At 66.4% G+C, this 17,792-nt stretch carries 14 protein-coding genes; 8 read left to right on the top strand and 6 right to left on the bottom strand.

Annotation, left to right across the window (positions count from 1 at the left end):
• Positions 1-3 precede the first annotated feature (3 nt).
• The 6 genes from ccmI to WI560_RS10090 all read right to left on the bottom strand — a co-directional run bounded on the left by ccmI (position 4) and on the right by WI560_RS10090 (position 5,683).
• Entirely contained in the window at positions 4-1,107 is a 1,104-nt protein-coding gene (ccmI, locus tag WI560_RS10115; protein ID WP_375307877.1) for a c-type cytochrome biogenesis protein CcmI, read from the bottom strand.
• A gap of 131 nt (positions 1,108-1,238) precedes the next feature.
• Positions 1,239-1,508, bottom strand: a complete 270-nt coding sequence (locus WI560_RS10110; RefSeq protein ID WP_375307876.1) for a hypothetical protein — start codon at positions 1,506-1,508, stop codon at positions 1,239-1,241.
• 97 nt (positions 1,509-1,605) lie between these two features.
• A complete protein-coding gene (locus tag WI560_RS10105; protein ID WP_028135429.1) occupies positions 1,606-3,006 on the bottom strand; it encodes a hypothetical protein in 1,401 nt (466 codons plus the stop codon).
• A gap of 159 nt (positions 3,007-3,165) precedes the next feature.
• Positions 3,166-4,542, bottom strand: coding sequence for an ATP-binding protein (locus tag WI560_RS10100; RefSeq protein ID WP_375307875.1), 1,377 nt, complete (start codon positions 4,540-4,542; stop codon positions 3,166-3,168).
• Between the two features lie 94 nt (positions 4,543-4,636).
• On the bottom strand, positions 4,637-5,302 hold the full coding sequence (locus tag WI560_RS10095) for a response regulator transcription factor (protein WP_018315821.1): 666 nt from the start codon (positions 5,300-5,302) through the stop codon (positions 4,637-4,639).
• Positions 5,303-5,527: 225 nt separating this feature from the next.
• Entirely contained in the window at positions 5,528-5,683 is a 156-nt protein-coding gene (locus WI560_RS10090; RefSeq protein ID WP_187435894.1) for a hypothetical protein, read from the bottom strand.
• A 232-nt stretch (positions 5,684-5,915) separates the two neighbouring features.
• Here WI560_RS10090 and WI560_RS10085 point away from each other — a divergent pair, with 232 nt between their 5' ends.
• From WI560_RS10085 to WI560_RS10050, 8 genes are all read left to right on the top strand, one after another.
• Entirely contained in the window at positions 5,916-6,893 is a 978-nt protein-coding gene (locus WI560_RS10085) for a Ku protein (RefSeq protein WP_375307874.1), read from the top strand.
• 59 nt (positions 6,894-6,952) lie between these two features.
• A complete protein-coding gene (locus WI560_RS10080) occupies positions 6,953-7,189 on the top strand; it encodes a hypothetical protein (protein ID WP_257193787.1) in 237 nt (78 codons plus the stop codon).
• A 249-nt stretch (positions 7,190-7,438) separates the two neighbouring features.
• Positions 7,439-7,603 (top strand): Flp family type IVb pilin, encoded by a 165-nt coding sequence (locus WI560_RS10075; protein WP_126256157.1) that lies wholly within the window; start codon positions 7,439-7,441, stop codon positions 7,601-7,603.
• A 91-nt stretch (positions 7,604-7,694) separates the two neighbouring features.
• The gene (locus WI560_RS10070) at positions 7,695-9,236 is read left to right on the top strand and encodes a thymidine phosphorylase family protein (protein ID WP_375307873.1); all 1,542 of its coding nucleotides are present in this window, start codon (positions 7,695-7,697) and stop codon (positions 9,234-9,236) included.
• Positions 9,233-10,153, top strand: coding sequence for a ribose-phosphate diphosphokinase (locus tag WI560_RS10065; RefSeq protein WP_375307872.1), 921 nt, complete (start codon positions 9,233-9,235; stop codon positions 10,151-10,153). Before WI560_RS10070 ends, WI560_RS10065 begins: the two co-directional genes overlap by 4 nt.
• Positions 10,150-11,745: an MBL fold metallo-hydrolase gene (locus WI560_RS10060; RefSeq protein ID WP_375307871.1), complete on the top strand. Its 1,596-nt coding sequence runs from the start codon at positions 10,150-10,152 to the stop codon at positions 11,743-11,745. The genes WI560_RS10065 and WI560_RS10060 overlap by 4 nt, the downstream gene beginning before the upstream one ends.
• Before the next feature lie 1,219 nt (positions 11,746-12,964).
• Positions 12,965-15,715 (top strand): beta strand repeat-containing protein, encoded by a 2,751-nt coding sequence (locus WI560_RS10055; RefSeq protein WP_375307870.1) that lies wholly within the window; start codon positions 12,965-12,967, stop codon positions 15,713-15,715.
• A 189-nt stretch (positions 15,716-15,904) separates the two neighbouring features.
• Positions 15,905-17,539 carry a thiamine pyrophosphate-requiring protein gene (locus WI560_RS10050; RefSeq protein ID WP_375307869.1) on the top strand — a complete coding sequence of 545 codons (1,635 nt, stop codon included), beginning with the start codon at positions 15,905-15,907 and terminating at the stop codon, positions 17,537-17,539.
• Positions 17,540-17,792 lie beyond the last annotated feature (253 nt).

Below are 17,792 nucleotides of genomic sequence, written 5' to 3'. Positions count from 1 at the left end.
TCGTCATCCGCCGAGCCCGAGCGTCCTGAGGCCTTCGTTGAGCTGGCGAAGCCGCTCGCCATCGCTGGCCACCGCCTGCCGGGCGTCGGCCGACGCCCCCATCGCCTTGTCCCGCTCGCCCATCACGAGATAGGCGCGCACCAGGCGCAGCCAGCTCTCGACGTCGTCGCCGTTCTGCTTCAACCGGGTGGCCAGACGTTCGACCATGCCCCGCACCATTGCGTTGCGATCGCCTTCGGCCATGTCCTTTGACGCGGCAATCGTCTCATCGGACAGCGCCGGCATCGTGCCGCCGCCGACCCGCGCCAGCGAGGTCTGCACCAGGGCGCGCCAGGGCGCATCGGCGGGCGCTTTCGCAAGCAGCCCGCGCCAGATTTTGGCTGCATCGTCCTTGCGGCCGTCCTGCTCGGCGGCAAGGCCGAGGAAGTAATTGGCCTTGGGATCGTCCGCGTCCAGCGCGTGGGCCCGCTCGAACTCGGTCTTGGCCTCGGCGGTCACCACGCCGCCGGCGGCGGCCGCGATCGCTTCGCCGAGATCGGCCCGGCGCTCCGCGCTTTCGCCGTTGTAGGTGAGCGAGTTGCGATAGGCGCGCACCGCATCGTCGAAACGGCCGAGCCGCTGCAGCACCGGCGCGAGCACGTTCCAACCGCGGCCGTCGGTCGGATTCGTCTCCAGATGTTGCTGGACCTGGGCGACGAGATTCTCGAGCGACTGCGCCTTGCCCGGCACGCGCTCCCGTTGCGCCAGCGGAAAGTCCTGAAGCTTAGGCGAGCCGAGCGGCATGTAGACGCCGATCGCAACGAGCGGCAGACCGGCGAGCGCCAGCACGGCCGCCGCGCGGCGCCATGTCACGCTCGAGGTCGCTGCCATCGCGGGCTCGCTGGCGGCCGCCGCAAGCAGCCTGCGGCTGATCTCGATGCGCGCGGCCTCGGCATCGGGCGCCGGAATCGAGCCAGCGGCGAGATCACGCTCGATCTCGGCCAACTGGTCCTTGTAGACCGCGACCTCGCTACCTTGATCTTGCGCGCGTCCCTTGCGGCCAAGCGGCCACAGCACGGCGAAAATCGCCGCGACCGTCATCAGCGCGAACACGAACCATAGCGTCATCTGGCAAGCTTCCGGCAGCGCACGAAGTGCGCCCATAGGTGCCTTTACACCACGGCCGGATGATGCGGCAATTGACAATTGTCAATTTGGCGCGACCGCACGCAGTCTCGAAACGATGCGAATCCAACGGCTTAGCGGATCTCGAAATCTGCGCTTTGCGCGGCCTGCTCGCCGTGGCCGTTGAAGGCCTTCAGGAAATACGTTCCCGGCGTGACGGTCTCCGGCAATCTGATGCGCAGCGCGCCAACGGGAACCGGCGACGCCACCCGCGTGATGGTCTCCGACCATTGCCGGCCGCTTGCCTTCTCGACCAGCACCACTTTGGCGCCGACCATCAGCCTTTGATACTTGGCAACGACGACGCGGTTCTCAATTTCGATCGAGCTGATGACGGGTTTCATGCGCCACAAATAGATGTCCCCCGGATTCCCACGGGAACCGTACGGCGCGCTACTGCCACCGTCAACCAGAAATTGTGATCACGAAATATGCGCTTAATCAGCTCGCGCGCGACGATTTGCGCTCGCCGGTAGCGGCGTTTTGCGCGGCCCGGCTCATCAGCGAGGCGTAATCGTCGCCAAACAGCACCTGGCAGAAGCGAATCGCGGCGTCCACCTGCTGTTGCCGATAGGTGCGGACCTTGTGATCGGCGGCGCGCAACGACTGCACCAGCTGCTCGGTCGAGCGTTCGACATATTGCTGGAGATCGGAATAGGTGCGCAGCGTCACTTCGTTGATCGCAAGCTCGCTCGCATAATTGCGGCATGTCGCGACGAAATCGATCAGCGCCAAGGTCTCCTCCACCTCGGTACCGTCGATCCGCGCGCCCGGCGGAATGTCCTTCTCGGGCCGCTGGCGCAGGATGCGGCGGACCCGGCCGGGAACGCTGTCGATCTCGGATTGCAGCGCGTTGGAGATGTCGGCCCGGATCGAGATCAGCTGCTTGCCCCAGGCGGAATCGTTGCGCAGGTCGAGCTCGGTGCGCAGACCGCGCACGCCGTCATGCAACGCTTTGAGATTACCGGCCACGTTGTCGAAATGGCCGCGCTTGATGTCCATGCGCAAGGTGGCCGCGACACAGGACAGATCGTGCAGCGCGATCGTGATGGCAGCGCCGTAAGGGGTCGCCGCGACGCGGATCTCGTCGTCGGAGGCGGCGATCTTGATGGCGAGGCGAATGATCTGCCACGGCGCGGTCATCCGCTGCACCACGACCGACAGCGCGAAGGGCAGCATTTGCGGCGTCTGCAGCACCGGAATGTTGAGCGCCGACGTCACCGAGGCGATCTGGGAATCGCCGAATGCGCGCAAGGTCCGCGGCAGCTTCTCGTTCAGGCTGGCAATGGCCTCGCGGACCTGGAGCACCGCTCCGATCGAATAGAGGTCCTCGATCACGTTGGGCGGGCCGACCCGGGCCAGCGCCCGCGATTTGTCGCCGCCGCCGGGACCCGTCAACGCGAAAATAGCGTCCGCAGCCGCGGCCTGGAGCTTCAGTGCCAAGGCCTCGACCTGCCCCGCACTGTCGGCGGGCATGCGGGCCAGCGCGGCCTCGAATTCGTTGATCTTGGCCGGCGCGCCGTCGCGGCCGAGCCATTGCCAGATCGGCTGGAGCGAGGAGCGGCGAATCTGGCCGACCCGGATCGGGACGCCCGCTTCGACCAGGAACGGTTCCAGCACCTGGAACAGCAGCCGCGACAGATCGTCCGTGCGCGGCGGCGGGGCTTCATCGGCTTCGGTCTTGCGGACAATCTTGCGCAACTGCTCGAGCACGAGGGTCGCCACCGCCGTGTCCTGGCCGCGCTCGAGCGCGCGCTCGAACTCCCGCATCAGCAGCGCCTGCGCCTGCGGCGGGAGCTGCGCGAGATATTCCCTCAGCCGCTCGATCGATGTCTGGCTCATGCGCCCGGGTAATGCACGGTAAAATCGCGGACATGGATGCGTCCGGGCGCGATCATAGGAGGGCCCACTTAAGAAGCCGTTTAGGAAGTCGGGCTGAATCCCCCTGGCGGGCGTCGGCCGGCCCTTGGCGAGGGCGAAAATCCACGCCGGAACAACGGATTATATTCCCGGAAGGATCAGCTCGGCGCGTAGGCCGCCGGTCGGCGCGGCGCCGAGCGAGAGGCTGCCGCCGTAGAGCGCGGCGAGGTCGGTCACGATCGACAGCCCCAATCCCGAGCCGGGCTTGGACTCGTCGAGCCGCTGGCCGCGCCGGGAGACCTGGGCCCGCTCGGCCTCCGACAGGCCGCGGCCGTCGTCATCGACGATGATCCGCAGCCGCGGGCCCGCTCCCGCCTGGGGCGGCGGATCCACCAGGACCTCGATGAAAACGCGCGAGACCGCCCATTTGCAGGCATTGTCGACGAGATTGCCGACCATCTCCTCCAGATCCTGGCGCTCGCCGCGAAATTTCGCCGACGGATCGGCCTTGGCCTCGACCAGTATGCCGCGATCGCGATGGATCTTCTCCATGGTCCGCCGCAGCGCCTCGATCGCGGGCGCGACCTCCGTCACGGTCGCGACCACGGAGACCCGCGCGGCGATGCGGGCGCGCTCCAGATGATGGGCGACCTGGTCGCGCATCACGTCCGCCTGCTCCATCACCTTGGCCGCGAAGGGATCGGCAATGTGGGCGCCGGCCTCGTTGACGATGACCGAGAGCGGCGTCTTGATCGCGTGGGCGAGATTGCCGACATGGGTGCGCGCGCGCTCGACGATCTCGCGATTGGCATCGATCAGCGCGTTGGTCTCGCGCGCCAAGGGCGCGATCTCGACCGGGAATTCGCCCTCGAGCCGCTCCGCCCGCCCGGAGCGGATGTCGGCGATCGATTCCGAGATGCGCTTGAGCGGCGCCAGGCCGAAACGGACCTGGAACACGGTCGTCAGCAGCAGCACGATGCCGAGCGCGGTGAAGGTGCCGCCGAGATAATAGTCGAAGCTACGCGTCTCGTCGAAAATCTCGGTGTCGTCGCCGGCGACGCTGACCAGGAACTTGCCATCGGCGCCGAGATCGACGGGACGCTCGACCATGCGCAGGTTCTGCCCTTCGGGCCCGTCGACATAGGCAAGGCGAATGCCGGCCGCGGTGAGCTCGGCGCCCTGCTCCTCCAGCTTCGGCAGCTTCTTGTCCCAGAGCGAGCGCGAGGAGCGCACTTCCGGCTTTTCGGTGTCGGTCCGCGTGATCTGCCAATACCAGCCCGACAGCGGCAGCTCGAACAGGGGCTCGCCCAGCGACTGGAACTGGCGGTCCGGCGGCTCGTCGGGGGTGGCGACCTCCGCGATCAGGGTGCGCAGATAGAGGTTGAGCCGGCGGTCGAAGGCGCGCTCGGTGGCGTCCTTGTAGACCGACGACAGCACCACCCCGGTGATGGCCAGGATCACCACGAGCCAGGCGGTCGCCGACAAGAACAGCCGGTTGGCAAGTGAGCTAGCGGCCATCGGAAGTATCCCGGGAGGCGCAGGATGGCAGGGCGTCGGCGGTCATGACCGGACCAAGGCCCCTGTCGGGCGGCCCGTCAAGCCCCGGACCGCGTCAGGCGGCCGGCGGGGTCAGGAGATAGCCGAGGCCGCGGACGGTCTGGATGATGTCGACATCGAGCTTCTTGCGGATGCGGCCGACGAAGACCTCGATGGTGTTGGAGTCGCGGTCAAAGTCCTGGTCGTAGAGATGCTCGACCAGCTCGGTGCGGGAAACCACCCGCCCGGAATGGTGCATCAGGTAGGCCAGAAGCCGATATTCGTGCGAGGTCATCTTGACGGGATTGCCCGACACGCTGACCCGGCCGGTCCTGGTATCGAGCGTGACGGGACCGCAGCTGAGCTCGCTCTGGGCATGGCCGGTGGAGCGGCGCAGCAGCGCGCGGATGCGTGCCAGCACTTCCTCCAGGTGGAACGGTTTGGCGACGTAGTCGTCGGCGCCGGCGTCGAACCCCTGCACCTTGTCGCTCCAGCGGTCGCGTGCGGTGAGGATCAGGACCGGCATGGTGCGGCCGTTGCGGCGCCAGGCCTCCAGCACCGAGATGCCGTCCTTCTTCGGCAGGCCGATGTCGAGCACCACGGCATCATACGGCTCGTTGTCACCGAGATAGTGCCCCTCCTCCCCGTCGAAGGCCCGATCGACGACATAACCGGCGTCTGTCAGCGCCTTGGTGAGCTGGCGATTGAGATCAGGGTCGTCCTCAACAACGAGCAGGCGCACGCTTCTCTCCAGCAATAGACCACGACAACACCACACCAGATGAGCAATTCCGGCGTGAACTGAATATGAACGCGGGGAACCTGCCGCGTTACTTTTTGGTCATATAGGATGTCGATAGCCGACGCGACTGCGCCCGCCCTGCGGCCGGACGGACCGGCAGCAGGGCGGGCGCAATATGCCGCGTACCCGCGGCAGGGCCTGAAGAGTCCGCCTTCCCGTCGGCCGTCAGGTCCGGAAGAACACGAACCAGACGACGGCGAGGATCAGGATCGCAAGGCCGGTCGATATGGCGAGCAGTGCCGCCACCGAAGGCCCGGGCTCGCCCTGGCGCGCCTCGGTCGGAGTTTCCACGATCTGACGCTGCTCTCGCGTGGTTGCCATGATGCCCTCAATCTGGATGTCGCTTCCGTTTAGCCGCGACCCTTGCAGCTGATGTCAGGGCCAACGCGTGATGGGATACGATGTTCCGGCTCTCACGCCCTGATCGGGCAGCGACAGCGGGGCGCAGCGGCCGGTTAACGCAGTTGGAAGATTCAGCAACCGACCTTGCTTTGATTCGTTGTTCCCCGATGGTATCCTCATAAGTCTGTCCCCGTTGCGTTTGGAGTAGCCCATGGCCCCCCGCGCCAATTGGAAGGGTTTTCTGCGTCTGTCGCTCGTGACCTGCCCGGTTGCGCTCTACCCGGCCACTTCGGATACCGAGAAGGTCTCCTTCAACCAGATCAACCGCAAGACCGGCCACCGGATCAAGTATCTCAAGGTCGACGCCGAGACCGGCGACGAGGTGACCTCCGAGGACATCGTCAAGGGCTACAAGGTCGACACCGACACTTACATCGAGGTCACCAAGGACGAGCTCGACGAGATCGCGCTCGATTCCACCCACACGATCGAGATCGACGAGTTCGTGCCGAAGACCGACATCGACAACCGCTATCTGATCCGCCCCTATTATCTGGTGCCGGACGGCAAGGTCGGCCACGACGCCTATGCCGTGATCCGCGAGACCATCCGCAGCATGGACAAGGTCGCCATCGGCCGCGTGGTGCTGACCAACCGCGAGCACATCATCGCGCTCGAGCCGCTCGAGAGCGGGCTGATGGGCACGCTGCTGCGCTACCCCTACGAGGTCCGCAGCGAGACGGAATATTTCGACGACATCCAGGACGTGAAGCTCACCAAGGACATGCTCGACCTCGCCAGGCACATCGTCGAGAAGAAGTCCGGCGCGTTCGAGCCGGAGCTGTTCGAGGATCATTACGAAACCGCCCTGATCGATCTCATCAACAAGAAGCGCAGCGGCATGCCGATCGCAGCCAAGGCGGCGCCGAAGACCGGCGGCAACGTCATCAACCTGATGGACGCGCTGAAGAAGAGCATCGCGAACGAGAAGGACGTGGGCCCCGCAGCCAAGGTTGCCAAGGAAGCCAAGGCCAAGAAGCCGAAGAAGCGCGTCGAGGGCCAGCGCGAGATGCTGCTGCCGATCTCCGGCAAGGGCGGCAAGGACGCTGCGGCAAAGGCGAAGGAGGCCCCGAAGAAGGCCGCCGACAAGCCCGTCCGCGCCCCGGCGCGGGCGAAGAAGGCGGGCTGACAGCGCCGCATCCTGCAATCACGCCGTGATGTCGCCCCCCGCGGATCGGGCCGCCTGACATGCCCTGGTCGACGGCGTTCGACGATCCCGTGCACGTGAGCAGCAGGCGCACGCTGCTCACGCTCCAGGACGCGGCGGACTACATCATGCAGCTGCCCGAGGACGCCCAGCGCGAGGCGCACTGGCAGACCGCCGTCGAGACCCTGATCAACGCGGCCGAGACGGGCGGCGGCTGGGTGATGTTCGCCCGTATCGCCATGTTGCGGGCCCTGAACGCGCCCGGACGGCGCCGATGAGCGCGCTGGCCCGGCAAACAGCCTCAACAATCCGTTAAGCGGCACCCTCCTCCCGATGCGATCGCGAGGGCCTGCCGATTTGAATCCATTTGGACGCACCGGCGGAACCCTAATTTAATGACTGCCGTCGTATCAGCGGAGGCGCGATCGCGCGGGCTTAATTTTTTGGCGCACCAAGCTTATTCGATCTATTGACGAATTCGATGACGACGCGACCATACGTTGGATCGGATGAACAGGAGTTGGGCAATGCGTTTGCTTAGGTCTTTCCTTGCCGATGAGAATGGTGCGACCGCCATCGAGTACGGCCTCATCGCCGCGGGGATCGCGCTGGCGATCGTGACCGCCGTGAACAACACGGGCGGCGCCCTCCTCAACAGCAAGTTCAACGCGGTCAGCACGGCGATCAAGTAACGCCGGCCGCGCCGGCCATGATCTGCGTCAACAGCATCAGGGCCGCCACGTCTAAGCATGAGGGCCGAGTTTCCTCGCTGCCGGCCTGTCCATGCATCCAGAGCTTTCGCACGCCCAACTGAAGATCCGCCGGGTCCGGCTCGATACCGGCCGCGAGAACGTCGTCGTCGTCTCCAGGCAGTCGAAGGCGCTGCGCGCCGAGATCTTCCGCGGCTTCAGCCGCGTCGAGCTGCGCCAGGGCGACAAGGTCATGCTGGCAACCCTGCTGATCACGGACGACGATACGCTGGCGGCACCGGACGAGATCGGACTGTCCGAGCCGGCGTTCCGGCGCTTCGCGCAAGGCGTGGGCACGCAGGTCACGGTCAGGCCCGCCGTGCCTCCGGAGAGCCTGGAGGCGGTGCGCGCGAAGATCCGCGGCCGAACCTTGAGCCAGGCCGAGATCGGCGCGATCATCAACGACCTCGCCCATTATCGCTACTCGGACATGGAGATCGCCGCCTTCCTGATCGGCTCGGCGAGCTTCATCACCAGCGACGAGCTGCTCGCCCTCACCGGTGCGATGGCCCAGGCCGGCACGCAATTGGTGTGGCCGACCCCCGTCGTCGTCGACAAGCATTGCATCGGCGGGATCCCCGGCAACCGCACCTCGATGGTCGTGGTGCCGATCGTCGCCGCCCACGGCCTGCCGATCCCCAAGACATCCTCGCGCGCCATCACCTCGCCTGCCGGCACCGCCGACACGATGGAGGTTCTGGCGCGGGTGAATGTCGGCGTCGAGGAGATGAAGGCGATCGTCTCGGCCTGCAACGGCTGCCTGATCTGGGGCGGGCACGTGAACCTGTCGCCGGCCGACGACGTCCTGATCTCGGTCGAGCGTCCGCTCAGCCTCGATACCCGCGAGCAGATGGTCGCCTCGATCATGTCCAAGAAGATCGCGGCCGGCTCGACCCATCTGTTGATCGACATTCCGGTCGGCCCGACCGCGAAGGTCACCAGCGGCGTCGAGGCGATGCGGCTGCGCAAGCTGTTCGAATTCGTTGGCGACCGCTTCGGCCGCTCCGTCGAGGTGATCGTGACCGACGGAAGCCAGCCGATCGGCAACGGCATCGGGCCGGTGCTCGAGGCCAATGACGTCATGGCGGTGCTCGGCAACGAGCCCGATGCGCCGCGCGACCTGCGCGAGAAGTCGCTGCGGCTCGCCGCGCATCTGCTGGAATACGATCCGAAGCTGCGCGGTGGCGCCGGCTATGCGCGGGCGCGCGAATTGCTCGACAGCGGCGCGGCGTTGAAGCAGATGCAGAAGATCATCGACGCCCAGGGCCCATCGACCTGCAGCAACGAGCTGGGATCGCTCAGCTTCGACGTCGAGGCGCCCCATGACGGCATCGTGTCCGCGATCGACTGCCTGCGTCTGAACCGCCTCGCCCGCACCGCCGGCGCGCCGCTCGACAAGGGCGCCGGCATCCGCCTGTTCAAGAAGATCGGCGATCGTGTCGAGCAGGGCGAGCCGCTCTATCGCGTCTACACGTTCGACCGCCCCGAGCATGATCTGGCTGCCGATGCCGCCGCCGAGGAGACCGGCTACGTCGTCAACGGTCACGAGGCCCCGCAGCGCAAGTCGGCCTCGTGAGCACGATCGCGCTCCAGACATTGCCCGACGGCCGCGATGCGACGAAGCGCCTTGCGGCCCGGCTCGGGCTGTCCGGTGCCGAGATCGCCGTGCATCATTTTCCGGACGGCGAGCTGCGCGTCACCGTCGCGCCGGCCGCCGACACCACCCTGCTCTATGCCCCGCTCGATCAACCCAATGACAAGCTGATCGCCCTGCTGTTCGCCGCGGAGGCCTTGCGGCGCGACGGCGCGAAGCGGCTGGTGCTGGTCGCGCCCTACCTCTGCTATATGCGGCAGGACGCTGCCTTTCATGCCGGCGAAGCCATCAGCCAGCGTGCCGTAGGCAGTCTGCTCGCAAGGATCGTCGACCGCATCGTCACCGTCGATGCGCATTTGCATCGCACCGCCGACATCAGGTCGGTGTTTCCAGGCATCGACGCGGAGAACCTGTCCGCCATGCCGGCGATTGCGAACGCGCTCGCGACGGGCGGCATCGACCCCACCACCGTCGTGATCGGACCCGACATGGAGTCCGAGCCCTGGGTGAGCGACATCGCGCGCCGGCTGCGCTTGCAGCACACGGTGGCGCGAAAGACGCGGCATGGCGATCGATCCGTTTCCGTCGATTTTGCCGATCCCGGCCTGCTGTCGGGACGGCCCGCGCTGCTAGTGGACGACATCGTCTCTTCCGGCACGACGCTGATCGCCGCGGCCAGGGCCCTGGCGGCGATGGGCGCGACCGCGGTCGACGCTGTCGTGACGCACGCGCTGTTTCCGCCGGCGTTGATCCCTGCATTCACTGAAGCCGGCATCCGGTCGATCCGCTCGACCGACAGCGTGCCGCATCCGACCAATGCGATTGCGCTCGACGAGAGTCTTGCGGCCGCCTTGCGGTCCGAACTACCGACGACACAGCTTCCGGAGACGATTCCATGAGCATTACCGTTCGATTCTGCGGTGCCGCCCGCACCGTGACCGGGTCGAGCTATCTGTTCCAGACCGCAAGCGGCCGCTTCCTGGTCGATTGCGGCCTGTTCCAGGGCCAGAAGACGCTGAAGGAGCTCAATTACGGCGCCTTTCCGTTTCGTCCCGCCGACATCGATGCCGTGCTGCTCACGCATGCCCATATCGACCACAGCGGCCTGTTGCCGAAGCTCGTGCGAGGGGGCTTCGAGGGACCGATCCTGGCAACGCGCGGCACGATCGACCTCTGCTCGTACATGCTGCCCGACGCCGGCAGCATCCAGGAATCGGAAGTCACGCAGCTCAACCGGCGCAACGCCTCGCGCGGGCGCAAGGAGGTGCACCCGATCTATACGCAGGCCGACGCGATCGCATCGCTGCAATCGTTTCGCGCGGTCGACTATGAACGCTGGACCGACGTGATCCCGGGCGTCCGCGCGCGCTACTGGAACGCCGGCCATCTGCTCGGCTCGGCCTCGATCGAGCTGGAGATCGCCGAGCAGGGCGCGCAGCGTCCGCTGCGCGTGCTGCTCTCGGGCGATGTCGGGCCGGAGGCCAAGTTGCTGCAGCCCGATCCCGAAGCGCCAACCGATTTCGACTACGTCATCTCGGAAGCGACCTATGGCGACCGGATACGCGAGGCCACCACACCTGCGCTGCGCCGCAAGCACCTTGCCGCCGAGGTGCGCGATGCCGCGGCCGCCGGCGGCGCGCTGCTGCTGCCCGCCTTCGCGGTCGAGCGCACCCAGGAGCTGATCGTCGATCTCGTCGACCTGATGGAGCACGGCGAGATTCCGACCGCACCGATCTTCCTCGATTCTCCGCTCGCGATCCGCGCCACCGAAGTGTTTCGCCGCCATGCCGAGAGCCTCGACCCGTCGGTCGACGCCACGCGCCTGCTCAACTCGCCGCATCTCAAGTTCACCGAGACCGCGGACGAGAGCAAGGCGATCATGCGCCTGTCCGGTTTCCACATCATCATCGCCGCAAGCGGCATGTGCGATGCCGGCCGCATCCGCCATCATCTGAAGCGCTGGCTGTGGAATGAACGCGCCACCGTGCTGCTCGCCGGCTTTCAGGCCAACGGCACGCTCGGCCGCTTCCTCCAGAACGGGACCAAGGCGGTGCGGATCCAGGGCGAGGAGATCAAGGTCGCCGCCCGCATCCGCATGATCGACGAATATTCCGGCCACGCCGACGGCGCCGGCATCGCCAGCTGGATCGCGGCGCGCCGGCCCATCGCCCGCGGGCTGTTCCTGGTCCATGGCGAGGAAGGCGCGGTCGCGGGACTCGCGGAGCGCGTCGCCGAACGCATCATTCCGGCGGCCAGGGTCTACCAGCCGATCCTGGACGACATCTACGAGCTCGCCGCGCCGGAGCCGCGCGTGCTCGACGTCGATCACCGCCGGCGGCTCGCGCCGGAGGCCGTGACCCGTCTCGACTGGCACAACGAGATGTCCGAGCTCGTGCTCGACATCAACGACAGAATTGGAGCCGCTGCCGACGACCGCGCCCGCGGCGTCATCATCCGAAGGCTGCGCCGCGCGCTGGAGGAGAAGGCGTAGCGGGGCGCCGAAACGCGAAAGCGTCGCCGCAAACTCGTCATTGCGAGGAGCTCTTGCGACGAAGCAATCCAGGATCTATCCGCAGAGAGACTCTGGATTGCTTCGCTTCGCTCGCAATGACGGAGTGTTTGGCCACAGCGCGCGTCTCTCGTGTTCCGGACGCGCTGCAGCGTGCTGACGCTGCTGCGCAGAGCCAGACCCAGAAGGCTGCGTATTCCGCTGAGGCATGGGCCCCGGCTCTGCAGCGCACCGCACCGGACGATGCTTCGCATCGCCGGGGACGCTGCGCTGCGTCCGGGGCACGCGACCGTTGTTTGGCGATGGACATGGCTGCTCATCCTCGCGGCTGTTTCGCCCGAGCTTTGCTGTCCGCTTCCGCCCTCTTCGAAAGCAAGGGCGCAGGGAAGGCCGGGCGCCGGCTGGCACCCGAAGTCCCGCGTGTGCTAAAGAAAGCGCACGGGGTGGACGACAGGTGATGCCGGAACATCCGGCCTTCCCTGCGCGATGGTTTTCACGGTGTCCTTCCTGCTCTCCTCGGGGAGCGTTGCACTATTGCCCCCGTCGTCTTGCGGCTGGTCGATGCGCGCGCCGGTCGGCCGCCACATCACCGCAAAGGCTTGACGCCAGAACCCCGGGCGTCGGGACCACACGACTTCTCCGTCCGCGCGCATCCTCGCTGGGTTCTCGACCGCTGGCGTGCGCTCACTGTCGAGACCATGCGAAGACGCTGTCAGCGCCGTGTCGTATCGCGCCGGTCGCTGCTCACGGGATTCCCCCGCCCTGCAGTTCGCATGCGCGCCGACGCCGTCGCGGCCACCGCATCCCGGCCCGCGCTTCGTGACGATCGCGAAACGCCCCTTGTGGCGGGCGGGATGTCCAGGCTTGTACGGCAAAAACGAATTTCTGTAAATGCGAATATTTTCGCGCGCGGCTATCGACCTAGCGCTGGGGTGTTTTGCCTGTCGGGCAACGCAACGGATTGTAGGCAGCATCGACCGAGCCGCCGCGAAACACGACTGCGTGAACTGCCCTTTCGCCCCACCTTCCCGAAAATCAAGCTGCTCTCAAGCAAAACAGGAGCGCGTCCGAAGACTTCAGCGAAGCCGGAGCTGGCGTCCCGGCCTACAGATGAGATCGTCTGCCGTTCGTCCCGGCATCGCGCAAAGCGTCACGATCCAGCCGCACGGCCCATTTCGATCACGTCAAGCGAGAAGCACCCATGGCTGTCACAGCAAATTTTTCCGCCGGAATTCTCACCGTCCTCGGCAACGGTCACAACAACGCGGTCACGTTGGGCCGCAATGCGGCCGGGACGATCGTCGTCAACGGCGGCGCCGTCGCGATCAAAGGCGGCCCAGCCACGGTCGCCGACACCAAATTGATCCAGGCCTTCGGCCAGGACGGCAACGACATCATCACGATCGACGAGAGCAACGGCGCGATGCCGGCGGCGAATCTGTTCGGCGGCGCCGGCAACGATACGCTGACCGGCGGATCGGGCGGCGACATGCTGTTCGGCCAGTCCGGCAACGACACTCTGTTCGGCAAGGGCGGCAACGACCTGCTGTTCGGCGGTTCCGGCAATGATGTGCTGGTCGGCGGCGACGGCAACGACCGGATGTTCGGCGAAGCCGGCAACGACCGCATGATCTGGAACCCCGGTGACGACAGCGACCTGATGGAAGGCGGCCAAGGCATCGACACCGCCGAGATCAACGGCGGCAACGGCAGCGAGACCTTCGCCATCACGGCCAACGGGGCGCGCGTGCGCTTCGACAGGGTCGACCCGACACCGTTCTCGCTGGACATCGGCAGCACCGAGAACCTCGTGGTCGACGCCGGGGACGGCGACGACGTCGTAACCGCCACCGGCAATCTCGCCGCGCTCGTCACCCTGACGATAGACGGCGGCAGCGGCAACGACACGATCCGCGGCGGCAACGGCGCGGACCGCCTCCTTGGCGGCGAGGGCAACGATTTCATCGACGGCAACCAGGGCAACGACACCGCGCTCCTGGGCGCCGGCGACGACACTTTCCAGTGGGACCCGGGCGACGGCAGTGACAAGGTCGACGGACAGGCCGGAACCGACACCCTGCTGTTCAACGGCTCGAACATCGGCGAGGACATCACCTTGTCGGCCGCCAATGGCGGGCGCACGCTGCTCACCCGCAACGTCGGCAGCATCACGATGGACCTCGACGGCATCGAAACCGTCGCCATCAACGCGCAGGGCGGCAGCGATAACATCCTCGTCAAAAACCTGGCTGGAACCGACGCCAAGCAGGTCAATATCGATCTCGGATCAGCCGGCGCCGGTGACGGTGCGGCCGATACGGTGACGCTGGTGGGCACGAACGCCGCCAATACGATCCAGATATCCGGCTCGGGCACGTCGGTTACGGTCGCGGGACTGCCGGCCGCACTCACCATTGCCAATGCGGAAGGCGCGAACGATGCGCTCGTGATCGAAGGCCGCAGCGGCAATGACACGATCTCGGCCGCAGCGCTTGCCGCCGGGATCGTGCACCTGACCATCGACGGCGGCACCGGCAACGATACGATCCTGGGCAGCGGCTGCAACGACACGCTGATCGGCGGCGACGGCAATGACTTCGTCGACGGCAACCAGGGCAACGACATCGCCCTGCTGGGCGCCGGCAATGATATCTTCATATGGAATCCCGGCGACGGCAGCGACATTGTCGAGGGCGGCACCGGCGTCGACACGCTGCGGTTCTTCGGGGCCAGCATTGCGGAAACCATGGCGATTGTGGCGAACGGCGATCGCGCGCTGCTGACGCGCGACGTCGCCGGCATCACGATGGGCCTGCACGGGGTCGAGCACGTCGATATCCACGCGTTGGACGGCGCCGACCATGTCACGGTGGGCGATCTGACCGGGACCGACGTGACGCGGGTGAACATCGACCTCGCCGGTCCGGCCGGAACGCCCGACGGCGCCGTCGATACCGTCTCGGTCGATGCGACCCAGAGCGCCGACACGTTCGGCGTCAGCGGCAATGCCGGCGGCGTGACGGTGTTCGGCCTGCATGCGGCCAGCTACCTGACCGCGATGGACGAGACCGATCAGCTGACGCTCAATGGCCTTGCCGGCGACGACTCCATCGACGCGAGCGGGCTCGCTGCCGGCGTGCTGCAGCTGACGATCAACGGCGGCATCGGCAACGACACCATCCGCGGCAGCCAGGGTGACGACCTCATCAACGGCGGCGACGGCAACGACGTCGCGCTGATGGGCGCGGGCAACGACACCTTCGTCTGGAATCCCGGCGACGACAACGACACGATCGAGGGTCAGGCCGGAAGCGACACCCTGCTGTTCAACGGCGCCAACATCGCGGAAACCATCGACATCTTCGCGAACGGCGCCCGTGCCGAGCTGACGCGGGACGTCGCCTCCATTACGATGGACACGGACGGCGTTGAGACGATCGCGTTCAACGCTCGCGGTGGCGCCGACAAGATCGCGGTCGGCGACATGAGCGGGACCGACGTGACCCAGGTGAAGATCGACCTCGGCGGCGTTCCCGGCACCCCGGGCGGCGACGGCGCGGTCGACAACATCGTGATCAACGGCACCGGCGGGGACGACGTCATCGCGCTGTCGTTCAACAGCAACGGTGCGCTGGTGATCGACGGTCTGGCCAGCCAGGTCGTGATCGAGAACTTCGACTTCAACGACACCATCACCATCAACGGTTTCGGCGGCGACGACGTGATCGAGGCCTCGGGCGTCGGCCCGGGCGGGCCGCATCTCGTGTTCGACGGCGGCGTCGGCGACGACGTGCTCATCGGCAGCGCGGGCAACGACACGCTGCTCGGCGGGCTCGGCGACGATGTGCTGATCGGCGGCGGCCTCGACGTGCTGGACGGCGGCCCCGGCGACAACGTCGTGATCCAGTCGCTGCTTGCCCATGCGAGCTTGCAGGCGGGCACGCTGGTCTGAGCAGCCGGTTCTCGACCTGCGTTGGCGTCCGCGCTCAGATGCCGAGGCGCCAACGCAATCACCCGCACATCGGCGGCTGCATGGCTGACCTCCGATCGCCGCGACCGGGAGCGCTTGTCCATCGCGCCGTTTCCTGATCCTCTCTCCCCAATCGCCGGATCAACCGGCCTTGCCAGGGAGAGAGACGCCATGAAGCTCGGCACCGCCATTGCGGAAATCATGCGGCGCGAGGGGATCGAGATCCTCTGCGGTTATCCGGTCAACCATCTGATCGAGCATGCGGCGAAGGCAGAGATCCGTCCCGTGATGGTGCGGCAGGAGCGCGTCGGCATCCACATGGCGGATGCGATCTCACGCGTGACCTCGGGGCGCTCGATCGGCGCGTTCTGCATGCAGCATGGGCCCGGCGCCGAGAATGCAATGGGCGGCGTCGCGCAATGCTTCGGCGAATCCGTGCCGGTGCTGGTGCTGCCGATGGGCTATCAGCGCCGGCTGGCGCATATCGAGCCGAACTTCAATTCCAGCGAGGCGATGAAGCCGTTCTCGAAGTCGTCCGAGCCGATCATCCTGGCCGCTGAGGTCGCCAACATCTTCCGCCGCGCCTTCACCAAATTGAAGAACGGCCGCGGCGGGCCCGTCATCGTCGAGATCCCCGCGGACATGTGGAACGAGGAGGTGCCGGAGCCGCTCGCCTACACGCCGGTGCTGCGCACGCGTTACGGCGCCGATCCCGTGCACGTCAAGGAGGCCGCCAGCCTGCTCGTCAATGCCAAGCGGCCGGTGATCTATGCCGGCCAGGGCGTGCACTACGCGCAGGCCTGGCCGCAGCTGAAGCGGCTCGCCGAGCGGCTGGCGATCCCCGTCACCACCAGCTTGGGAGGCAAATCCTCGTTCCCGGAAACGCATCCGCTCTCGCTCGGCTCCGGCGGCCTTGCAGTGCCGCGCGCGGTGCCGAAATTCCTCGGCGCAGCCGACGTCATCTTCGGCATCGGCTGCTCGTTCACCGAAACGAATTTCGGCATCGCGATGCCGAAGGGCAAGACCATCATCCATTCCACGCTCGATCCCAACCATCTCAACAAGGATGTGGAAGCTCGAATCGGCCTGGTCGGCGATGCCGGGCTGGTGCTCGACGCGCTGCTGGAGGAGATCGGCAAGACCGTCACCGCCAATCGTGACGCCTCGACTGTTGCGGCCGAGATCGCGGCCTCGCACCAGGAGTGGCTGGCGAAGTGGATGCCGAAGCTCACCAGCAACGACTCCCCGCTCAGCCCCTATCGCGTGCTGTGGGACTTGCAGCACACCGTCGACATCGACAACACCATCATCACGCACGATGCCGGCAGCCCGCGCGACCAGCTCTCGCCGTTCTGGAAATCGACGAAGCCCCTCACCTATCTCGGCTGGGGCAAGACGACGCAGCTTGGCTACGGCCTTGGGCTGGCGATGGGCGCCAAGCTCGCAAAGCCCGACAAGCTCTGCATCAACGTCTGGGGCGATGCGGCCATCGGCTTCACCGGCATGGATTTCGAGACCGCGGTGCGCGAGCGCATCCCGATCATGTCGATCCTGCTCAACAATTTCTCGATGGCGATCGAGCTGAAGGTGATGCCGATCTCGACCGAAAAATATCGCTCGACCGACATTTCCGGCGACTACGCCGCGATGGCGCGCGCCTTCGGCGGCTATGGCGAGCGGGTGACAAGGCCGGAGGACATCATCCCCGCGATCAGGCGCGGCATCCAGAAGACGCAGGAAGGCGTTCCGGTGCTGCTGGAGTTCATCACCAGCAAGGAGACCGAGGTGTCGCGGCCGGGCACGTGAGCCGGGCGCCCACGATGGAGTCCAACTGCTTGCGCCGCCGTCCACCTCTCCCCAGCGGGGAGAGGTCGGATTGCGCCTGGCGATGCGGAGCATCGTCCAGCGCAATCCGGGTGAGGGGCCGCAGCGCATCGTGAGACCGTAACCCCTCACCCGGATCGCATCTTCGATGCGATCCGACCTCTCCCTTCGGGAGAGGTGAACCCCGACGCTGGCTCCCGCCGCGGAAGATGTGATAATCCGGCCCTGTGCCGCG

This window comes from Bradyrhizobium sp. A11, from assembly GCF_042077125.1.
GTDB lineage: Bacteria > Pseudomonadota > Alphaproteobacteria > Rhizobiales > Xanthobacteraceae > Bradyrhizobium > Bradyrhizobium japonicum_B.
Note: the sequence above shows the minus strand (reverse complement) of the source record. Positions and strands in the feature narration are given on the sequence as shown.